Source organism: Desulfosarcina sp. (assembly GCF_041551955.1).
GTDB lineage: Bacteria > Desulfobacterota > Desulfobacteria > Desulfobacterales > Desulfosarcinaceae > Desulfosarcina.
Map to the genome: position 1 here is coordinate 1 of NZ_JBFELV010000227.1, position 7,960 is coordinate 7,960.

At 49.7% G+C, this 7,960-nt stretch carries 10 protein-coding genes and 1 pseudogene; 6 read left to right on the forward strand and 5 right to left on the reverse strand.

Features of this window, described 5'->3' with window-relative positions; all coding sequences use genetic code 11:
• Positions 1 to 189 (forward strand): hypothetical protein (locus ABYV26_RS15975; RefSeq protein ID WP_372682353.1); only part of this gene is annotated, 189 nt, incomplete at its 5' end.
• 652 nt (positions 190 to 841) lie between these two features.
• Here the strand turns inward: ABYV26_RS15975 and ABYV26_RS15980 are convergent.
• Genes ABYV26_RS15980 through ABYV26_RS15995 form a run of 4 tightly spaced genes read right to left on the reverse strand, consistent with a single transcriptional unit; the run spans position 842 to position 3,573 of the window.
• Positions 842 to 1,189, reverse strand: a complete 348-nt coding sequence (locus ABYV26_RS15980; RefSeq protein WP_372682354.1) for a DUF3024 domain-containing protein — start codon at positions 1,187 to 1,189, stop codon at positions 842 to 844.
• A 13-nt stretch (positions 1,190 to 1,202) separates the two neighbouring features.
• Entirely contained in the window at positions 1,203 to 1,577 is a 375-nt protein-coding gene (locus ABYV26_RS15985) for a PaaI family thioesterase (protein WP_372682355.1), read from the reverse strand.
• A 9-nt stretch (positions 1,578 to 1,586) separates the two neighbouring features.
• On the reverse strand, positions 1,587 to 2,021 hold the full coding sequence (locus tag ABYV26_RS15990; RefSeq protein WP_372682356.1) for a DUF3465 domain-containing protein: 435 nt from the start codon (positions 2,019 to 2,021) through the stop codon (positions 1,587 to 1,589).
• 7 nt (positions 2,022 to 2,028) lie between these two features.
• A complete protein-coding gene (locus ABYV26_RS15995; RefSeq protein WP_372682357.1) occupies positions 2,029 to 3,573 on the reverse strand; it encodes an SDR family NAD(P)-dependent oxidoreductase in 1,545 nt (514 codons plus the stop codon).
• Between the two features lie 578 nt (positions 3,574 to 4,151).
• Here ABYV26_RS15995 and ABYV26_RS16000 point away from each other — a divergent pair.
• The 5 genes from ABYV26_RS16000 (at position 4,152) to ABYV26_RS16020 (ending at position 7,552) form a co-directional block, all read left to right on the forward strand.
• On the forward strand, positions 4,152 to 4,670 hold the full coding sequence (locus ABYV26_RS16000) for a hypothetical protein (RefSeq protein ID WP_372682358.1): 519 nt from the start codon (positions 4,152 to 4,154) through the stop codon (positions 4,668 to 4,670).
• A gap of 530 nt (positions 4,671 to 5,200) precedes the next feature.
• Entirely contained in the window at positions 5,201 to 6,040 is an 840-nt protein-coding gene (ppk2, locus tag ABYV26_RS16005) for a polyphosphate kinase 2 (RefSeq protein WP_372682359.1), read from the forward strand.
• A gap of 160 nt (positions 6,041 to 6,200) precedes the next feature.
• A complete protein-coding gene (locus ABYV26_RS16010) occupies positions 6,201 to 6,707 on the forward strand; it encodes a histidine phosphatase family protein (protein WP_372682360.1) in 507 nt (168 codons plus the stop codon).
• A gap of 115 nt (positions 6,708 to 6,822) precedes the next feature.
• On the forward strand, positions 6,823 to 7,005 hold the full coding sequence (locus ABYV26_RS16015) for a hypothetical protein (RefSeq protein WP_372682361.1): 183 nt from the start codon (positions 6,823 to 6,825) through the stop codon (positions 7,003 to 7,005).
• Positions 7,006 to 7,099: 94 nt separating this feature from the next.
• A complete protein-coding gene (locus ABYV26_RS16020; protein ID WP_372682362.1) occupies positions 7,100 to 7,552 on the forward strand; it encodes a helix-hairpin-helix domain-containing protein in 453 nt (150 codons plus the stop codon).
• Between the two features lie 109 nt (positions 7,553 to 7,661).
• Here ABYV26_RS16020 and ABYV26_RS16025 read toward each other — a convergent pair.
• Positions 7,662 to 7,960 (reverse strand): annotated as a pseudogene (locus ABYV26_RS16025) (hypothetical protein); the annotation flags it as partial.

Below are 7,960 nucleotides of genomic sequence, written 5' to 3' on the forward strand. Positions count from 1 at the left end.
ACTTGTTATTATGTTTCTGGCCATAGGGAAAAGGCGAACCCCCCTTTTATCCATATTCATCCTTTCTTCTTTGCAACAGAACCATTCTCAAATTATCTTTTCAATTATCGCGTTGAAGACACTATCTTTGCCCGCTTAGGGAATACCAGATTAGACACATTTGACCTTTTCCATGTCCTCACAGCCTAAAAGGAGTTTAAAGTGATATTTGAATTTCGGGGTTTCTCGATTTTTTCAATGTTTCAGCCTCAACCATACTTGCATTATCCATGAATCCAGTGATTGCTAACCATGGGACAAGTATCCGAAGTCGATCACGGACAAAATCACATTCGACAGCGCTTCGGGTTGGCATGAATCAAAATTAGCTGTTAAGTTTGAATTCATTTAGAATATCATCTTTAGGGGAGAATTCAAGATGTTGGTGTAGGATGACATTCAAATTGAGCTGCAAGGTAAGTAGGGTCTGGCAATCGCGCAAAAATGGACCACACCGTTTCTTGCATCAACTTGCCATACGTTGCCGGTACGGTAGATCGTGGGTCAATTCCAAGCATCACTACATATGGGGGTGGCCGAATTTCCAGTTCGGTGCAGATTTCATCGGGGAAAAGAATCTATCACAGAAATTGGGCGACCTGAGATGTATTTAGACTTAAATAATATCCGTCTGACCCAATGACTGATAACATCATTCGTAGTCGTCAGGTCAGGTATATCTTGTAATGCCATATAGTCACGCGACGTTCACCTTTTTATCGGATGAGGCACCCCCGGTGTCTGGGGCGAGGTCCTATCGGCGCGAACCTGCTGGCAACCGTAGTCCAATACTCGGCAGTGATTATCCCCAAAAGCAACCATGCGGATCCTGTTCGATGGCTTCCAGGATCTTTTCCAGCGATGCTGATGAAGGGAAGGGCTGATAAGCGTGCCATTTCCCATCCGCTCGCATCCAATACAATTTCCATATTTTCCGGCTCTTCACAAAAGTCGCCTTGGCGATTGAGCCCTCGATTTTTTTTGTTGGATCATTCCATTGGGGGCGTATCTCTACAATCTCAACGCTTTGGCCGGTCATTTTGAATGAGATGTCCAATTCACCGCGTATGTTCGACGCCGGGCGTCTACTTTCCACATATTGCCCGACAAGCTTTTCGATCCGTTTTTTTTCAAACTCGCTGAGGGCCATAGTTATTCTTCCATTATTTAGAGGGAATATGGCTGGTGGTGACGTCGGCAATCAGGCGACCTTCTTTATCCGTTACCGCCGTCCTCACGATGCTTATCGACTTGCCGCGCTTTACGTACTGAGCCTGAGCATGAAACCGTCCTTGTCGGCTATTTCCGATCAGATTGGCATTCAGGTTGACTGCCAGCGGAAATCCTTGCATGCCCGTGGTTGGATCAGTGCCTTCGAGCACGAGGACCGTCGCGGTGACATCCGCCAACCAGAGGGTCGCGCCGGCATGAACGGTGCCGAAAGGATTGAGTATGCCAGCTTGAATGGGCATTTCAGCGTCCACCCGATCGGGTGTTCTTTCGGTGATCGTAAATTCAATGCGCCCATTGATTTGCATCTGGTTCTCCTATTGGTAGGTCTTGCCGTTATGCTTCAACCAACCGCCGATATGTCGGCCACCGGGATCATGGTGCGTCCAGTGGAGAACGCCACCTTTTTCATTCCACTCATATTCACCATAAAACGCAACGGTGTCCCCTGCGCTCAAGCCGTTGATCCGGGGCGCCAGATCAATGTTATGCGCGATCAGCAATGTCTGGCCGCTGCCGAGCCTCAGGATGAACCGTTGATGCCTCGATCCCTTGTTATCATCGGGCAATACTTTTATTACCACGCCTTCCCCTTGTACTTGAAGATCGCTTTGCCGGTTGTTAAAGGCATGTTGGAGGACGCTGACATCACCGGATGTCGATGAGGATGGTCCGGGTAATGAACCACTTCGCTCGTGAAGATACCCATAGGCCAATAACGCGATGACCGCCAGGAAGAGGTATCTCTTCATTTTTGGTTTACCAGTCAATTGGGAAGTAGTCCTTTAAAAATTTTCCACTCCAGTGATTACCGGTATTGATTCCATCAAAAAAAGGATCGCATACCCGTGCGGCACCATCAACGATATCCAAAGGCGGCTGGAAATCATGCAGCTCCTGCTTGCGTTTGGAAAGTTGGGCCGGATCTTCATCGGTGACCCAGCCGGTATCGACTGCATTCATAAAAATACCATGGTTGGAGAGCTCGCTGGCCGACGTATGGGTCAACATATTGAGTGCCGCTTTGGCCATGTTGGTATGGGGATGGCGCTCCCCTTTTTTAAAGCGCATGAACTTGCCTTCCATTGCCGAGACATTCACGATATGCTTTTGACCGGTATTGTCCTTTTTCATTAAAGGCGCCAGTTTATTGCATAATACAAAGGGTGCAACCGCATTGATCAGTTGTATTTCAAGCATTTCAGTCGTCTGAATTTCACCGAGTTTAAGCCGCCAGCTGTTGGTGGTCCTTAAATCGACCTGCTGCAGGTCAACGTCCAATTCCCCTTTGGGAAAAGCCGTATCTGCAGGCAAGGAGTGGTCATAAGCGTAGGGTATTTGAGATAGTTGCGCAGACGCCCTCAATCCGATTCCCGGCAGCTTCCCGTGCCAGGTAATCGGCAGGGCCGGCCCTGACTCCAGATTGGGGACGGCCGGCGCGGTTAACTGGTCAGTACACAATTGATAATTCATCATCAGCCGTTGGGCCTTTTCGGGAAGCTCATGCAGTGCTTTGGCTTCATTGTGCATCAAATGGGCATAAAACCCCGGCGGACGGCGCACGGTCTGGGCGGCATTGTTGACCAAGATATCCAATCGATCATAGGTGTGTTCTATATGGCTGCAAAAAAGCTCCACGCTGGGTGTATGTCTCAAATCCAGTCCATATATGTGAAGTCGGCCCCCCCATTCGTTGAACGTTTTTTCCCTGGAATACCTTGACGCCGCATCGACAGGAAAGCGGGTGGTAGCAATAACCGTTGCACCGGCCTTGAGCATCATCAACGCTGCCTGATAGCCGATTTTCAACCGTGATCCGGTTATCAAGGCAACCTGCCCGCTCAGATCGGCGGTCTGGAACCGTTTCTGATAATTCAGTTCTGCGCAGCTGGCACACATGGTGTCATAGAAGAAATGCAGTCGGGTGAAGGCCGCTTTACAGACGTAACAATTTCGGGGTGACTGCAACTCCACGGGCGTCGTTGTCGAATCGGTGTGCGTTGAGAGCCGGCGCGGCGCGGAAAATACCGCCTCCTCTCTGGCCAGGCGAATCCCGGTTGACGCTCTCGCCTTTCTTTCCGTGGAGAGGATTGGTTCTCTTTTGGCTTTACGAGCGGCTTTGTTGCGCTGTTTCAACTGGCGGCAGTCCGGTCTGGACAGCTGGCCTGCAATTTTTATCAATTCAATCTGTTTTTCTCTTGGCAGTGCTACAAAATCGTTACTGTTATCTACCATATGCGTGAGTATGCGAATGCAATAGTCAATTTCTTTGGTCGCATAGCGCCTGCTATTGTCAATTTCCACTTTTAGATCCTTGAAGTTGGTATCCTATCATTTGGCTGTGCTGCGCTTTTTTCCGTGTCCGTTACTGGACCGTTTCGACAAATCTTCAATCATGGATCCTACTTTAATTCTATTCTTTTTTCAATAATTGAAAATGGTTAGTCTTTAGATCGTCCTTGCGGCCTAGATGTGTGGCATCTTTGCTTGGCTCCGACAAACCACGGCGTTCACGAGCGAACCGAAAATCGATTTTTATCCACACCGTGCTTCGCGGCACTGCCGATGCAGCCGGAATATTCCCGGTGGCTTGCCGAGGGGAGAGTTCAATTATCCTACGCGATGCTGTCAAAGCGGTCATTCCAGCAAATGGGAAAAGCAGACTGGGTGATGAATCGTCATATTTTGGAAAGCGTTGGCATTTTTTTTGCAGTTTCCATCTATCTGGATCTTGGATTATTGGACCCCGGGTGAGAAAAGGGGAGCGGATCTGACCGCCCAGCACTTTGATGGTATGGACGCGGGCCGGGAATTTGATCGGATTCGATGGTTTCCAATAGGCTCATTAATCAGATTTTTTGAACTGAACAGTGGGGTTGTCTATGTTTTCATTTCTCCGTTATCAAAGAAACGGCCTGCCCTATGGCTTGATTACCATCCATGAATTTATAGTCCGAGACATTTTCCGTTATTTTGAAAAAAGCCGATTTGTTCGCAAAAAAACCCGACACGCCCGCAAAGCCATCAACGCCGCGCTGCGGTTTGCCAGGAAAAAGAAGACGTATCCCAGCCAAAAGACGGCGGAGGCACTGGATGCATTAGGACAAATGCAGGATGAATTAGAATACACGCACAAGGCGATTTTAACGGCTTTTGAGGAGGCGGAAACCATCATTAAGATGATCAGGCAGGAAAAAGTCGGGGAAATCATCCCGCTGGTTGAAAAAGCAAGAGGACAGTTTAAAAACCATGATATCGAAGGTGGGATGGCGCTACTGAAAGCAGCTCAGGAAAACCTGAAAAACAAGTTTCTCCTAAAAAGCAGAAAGGCGACCCTCGGAGGGTTTGACAGTGATATCAAAAAACTAAAGCATGCACTGTTGGGGAGAGAAAACGCCTAGTGGGAAAAAACAATACCCGCCTTATGAGAGTCCTTTCGAATGACCCTTTAATTTTATTGATCCTGACCAAAATTAATTTTTTTCTCATCGGTGATGGCGCCAGTTGCCCCGCCCTGTGCGGACCCTGAAGCACGCAGAACCGGCCGACATCGGGGATGTTCATGCAATATCCTGTAGATGGCGTTTGATTTTGCGGATGAGTTCCTTCTTTGAATACTTGTATTGATTTCGGACGCAATCATCAACCAAGGCAGCAAAAATGTATAGGCGCGGCATTTTGGCACGCAGTTCGTACGATTGCTAAAAAATAGATGCACGAAGCGACCATTATCATAACCGCCGGCCTTTCAATCGATAGGCGGATCAATCTTCCAGGCGCGGTGAACCTTTTACGACCTTCCAGTCACCCGGTGCCTGATGTTTCCTTCTACCGGACAGATATTCCGCCTGGTGTTTTTGGGGGCTTGATCTTTTATACATGGATCATTAGCTTAATTCACCTAAGCCAACAACCTTGCGAGGATTGATCCATGGGAACGAAAAACAAAGGCCAATCGAAGCCCGACGCCAAACGCAGCGCCGATAAGCCCAAAAAACTCAGCCGCAAACGATATGAAGAAGCGTTGGCCACGCTTCAGGCGGAGCTGGTCAAGCTGCAGGACTGGGTCCGGCATAAGGGGTTGCGGATTGTGGTTGTTTTCGAGGGGCGCGATGCCGCAGGAAAAGGGGGCGTTATCAAGAGAATCACCGAACGGGTCAGCCCGCGGGTCTTTCGCACCGTGGCGCTGCCGGTACCCAATGATCGGGAGAAAACCCAACTATACATCCAACGCTACGTGAACCAGCTGCCGGCTGCGGGCGAGGTGGTAATCTTCGATCGCAGCTGGTACAACCGGTTGGGCGTCGAGCATGTGATGGGTTTTTGTACCGACAAGGAATACAACCGATTTAAAAAGAACTGTGCCGGCTTCGAGCGGACCCTGGTCGAAGACGGCGTCACGCTGATTAAATACTGGCTGACGGTGAGCAACAAAGAACAGGAGCGGCGGTTTCGACGGCGGATCGAGGATCCGGTCAGGCAGTGGAAGTTGAGCCCCATGGATCTGGAATCACGCCGCCGTTGGTACGATTTCTCACGCGCCCGGGATGCCATGATGGCCGCCACCGATACCGACTACGCCCCGTGGACCATCGTCCCATCGGATGACAAACGGCGGGCCCGACTCAACTGCATCCATCATCTGTTGCGTGCGATTCCCTACAAGGATCTTCCGCATGAAAAGATCGAGCTTCCCCGGCGGGATAAAACTGATGCCTACGACGACCAGATGCCGCTGGTGTCGAAGCGGTATGTGCCGGAATATATTTAGAACATATCTCAACAACCATCTAAGTGCCCATGGCTGCGTTATGAAACGCCTCAACATGCCCACCATAACTGTATGCACCGCTTTCTCACTGCTGCGTGCCTTGCCCTGAACCTTGTTTTTGAGGTACGTTCCAATAAATCCAGCTCAGGCAAGAGAAAAAATGAAGGTTCTTCTGATTGTTCGACATGCCAAATCCAGTTGGAAAGATCCTCATCTCGCCGATCATCAGCGTCCGTTGAACGAACGCGGCCAAAAGGCTGCCCTGGAAATGGGCAAACGCCTGAAAAAAAGGGGGGTGCGACCGGATGTTATCGTCAGCAGCGATGCCAGACGGGCCATGGACACGGCGGTTTCAATAGCCAAAATCCTAAAGGTGTCCCCAAAGGCGATCCGGCAGACCCCGGAACTTTACCACGGTACGCCGGATCGGATAATAGCGGTCACTCATCAGTTCGATGACCAATGGAAACGGGTGATGGTGGTCGGCCACAACCCCGCTCTTACCGAAATGGCCAACCGGTTCGTCCCTTGTCCCATTGCCAATATTCCCACCGCCGGCGTTGTCGAATTGCGGTTCAACACACCATCCTGGCGGAACATCGACCGGGACAATCTGGCTTTCAGCTCGTTTGATTTTCCAAAAAACAAACCGGCCGACCGATTGTGATCATCTCCGAAACCTTGATAAGGGTGTTATCGATGGTTAATGTCTGCCAGAATTTATTGGACCGGCGCCCCCGGCCCTTCGGTTCGGGCTTTTAAATCGTCAAGGAGACACCATTATGGATAAAAAACTGAAAAAGAAGTCACTGTGCAAATGGGATAAGGACGACGCGAAAAACAACTGGGATGAACTTTCTGTCCTGTTGGCCAAGTCAAAGTTTGTCTGTGGAAAATGCCTGCGTTCCTCTAAGTTGAAGGGCACCTTGTGCAAACCGGAAAAGCTCGTTCAAGCGGGCAGTTGACAGTCGAACACCATTGCATGACCGATCAGTTGATCCGCAATCGGTTTGTCGCCGTATCCACACGCGTTCACGCTATGTATGAAAGGATTCATCCATGCCCACTTCCCTGAACCGGGTAAAAGGAATCGGCCCGGCCACCGCAGAAAAATTAGCAGTTGTAGGCCTGACCACCGCTGAGCACCTTGCCGCCGCCACCCCGGAACAACTGGCGGATGTGCCCGGTTTCGGTGAATTCAGGGCCAAACAGGTCATCGCACATGCCTGCCAGCTGGTAAGTGAGGTGGCGCCTGATCGGGTTGAACACAGCGATGCCAAACCTTCCTCCGATAAAAAAAGGGTGACGAAGAGCAAGAAAGGCAAGCCATCTAAAAAGAGCGGCGCCAAAATAAAGGACGCGCACAAAAAAGGAAAGAAAGGCAAGAAGAAAAAGGGGGAAAAGGGGGAAAAGGGCAAGCTTAAAAAAGATAAGGGCAAAGCGGATAAAGCTAAAAAAGATAAAGGTAAAAAAACCAAGGCCAATAAGAAGGCCAAGAAGAAAAAGAAATAACCGGGCATGCCCTTTCTATTACAGCCCTGAGGGTCTAATTCCCCGTCGCTTGCGACGATGAAATAGATTTCATCCTTTGGTGATACCTCGCCGCTTGCGGCGGGGCAGTTCATCCGGGCAACTCAACGGGTGTCAGTAAATTCACCTCCATGTTTTTGATTTCATCGATCCCTGATATGACGATTTCAGGATCGATTTTAAGCTCTTCATCTGGAACCTTCCCGGCGTAATCGATTTGCAGCAGTATGTGTTTAATGCAATTGAGTCGGGCCGATTTTTTGTAGTCAGATCGAATGATTGTCCATGGCGCGAGGGTTCGATTGGTTTCGTTGAGCATCTGAAACTTTCTGACCGTGTAATCGTCCCATTTGTCTTGGGCCACCCTGTCCACCGGAGAGATCTTAAAAT

Bases quoted from the DNA above. Each gene is read 5' to 3' on its own strand.
- ABYV26_RS15980 (WP_372682354.1), bottom strand. From the start codon at position 1,189: ATGGCCCTCAGCGAGTTTGAAAAAAAACGGATCGAAAAGCTTGTCGGG.
- ABYV26_RS15990 (WP_372682356.1), bottom strand. From the start codon at position 2,021: ATGAAGAGATACCTCTTCCTGGCGGTCATCGCGTTATTGGCCTATGGG.
- ABYV26_RS16010 (WP_372682360.1), top strand. From the start codon at position 6,201: ATGAAGGTTCTTCTGATTGTTCGACATGCCAAATCCAGTTGGAAAGAT.
- ABYV26_RS16015 (WP_372682361.1), top strand. From the start codon at position 6,823: ATGGATAAAAAACTGAAAAAGAAGTCACTGTGCAAATGGGATAAGGAC.
- ppk2 (WP_372682359.1), top strand. From the start codon at position 5,201: ATGGGAACGAAAAACAAAGGCCAATCGAAGCCCGACGCCAAACGCAGC.
- ABYV26_RS16020 (WP_372682362.1), top strand. From the start codon at position 7,100: ATGCCCACTTCCCTGAACCGGGTAAAAGGAATCGGCCCGGCCACCGCA.
- ABYV26_RS15985 (WP_372682355.1), bottom strand. From the start codon at position 1,577: ATGCAAATCAATGGGCGCATTGAATTTACGATCACCGAAAGAACACCC.
- ABYV26_RS16000 (WP_372682358.1), top strand. From the start codon at position 4,152: ATGTTTTCATTTCTCCGTTATCAAAGAAACGGCCTGCCCTATGGCTTG.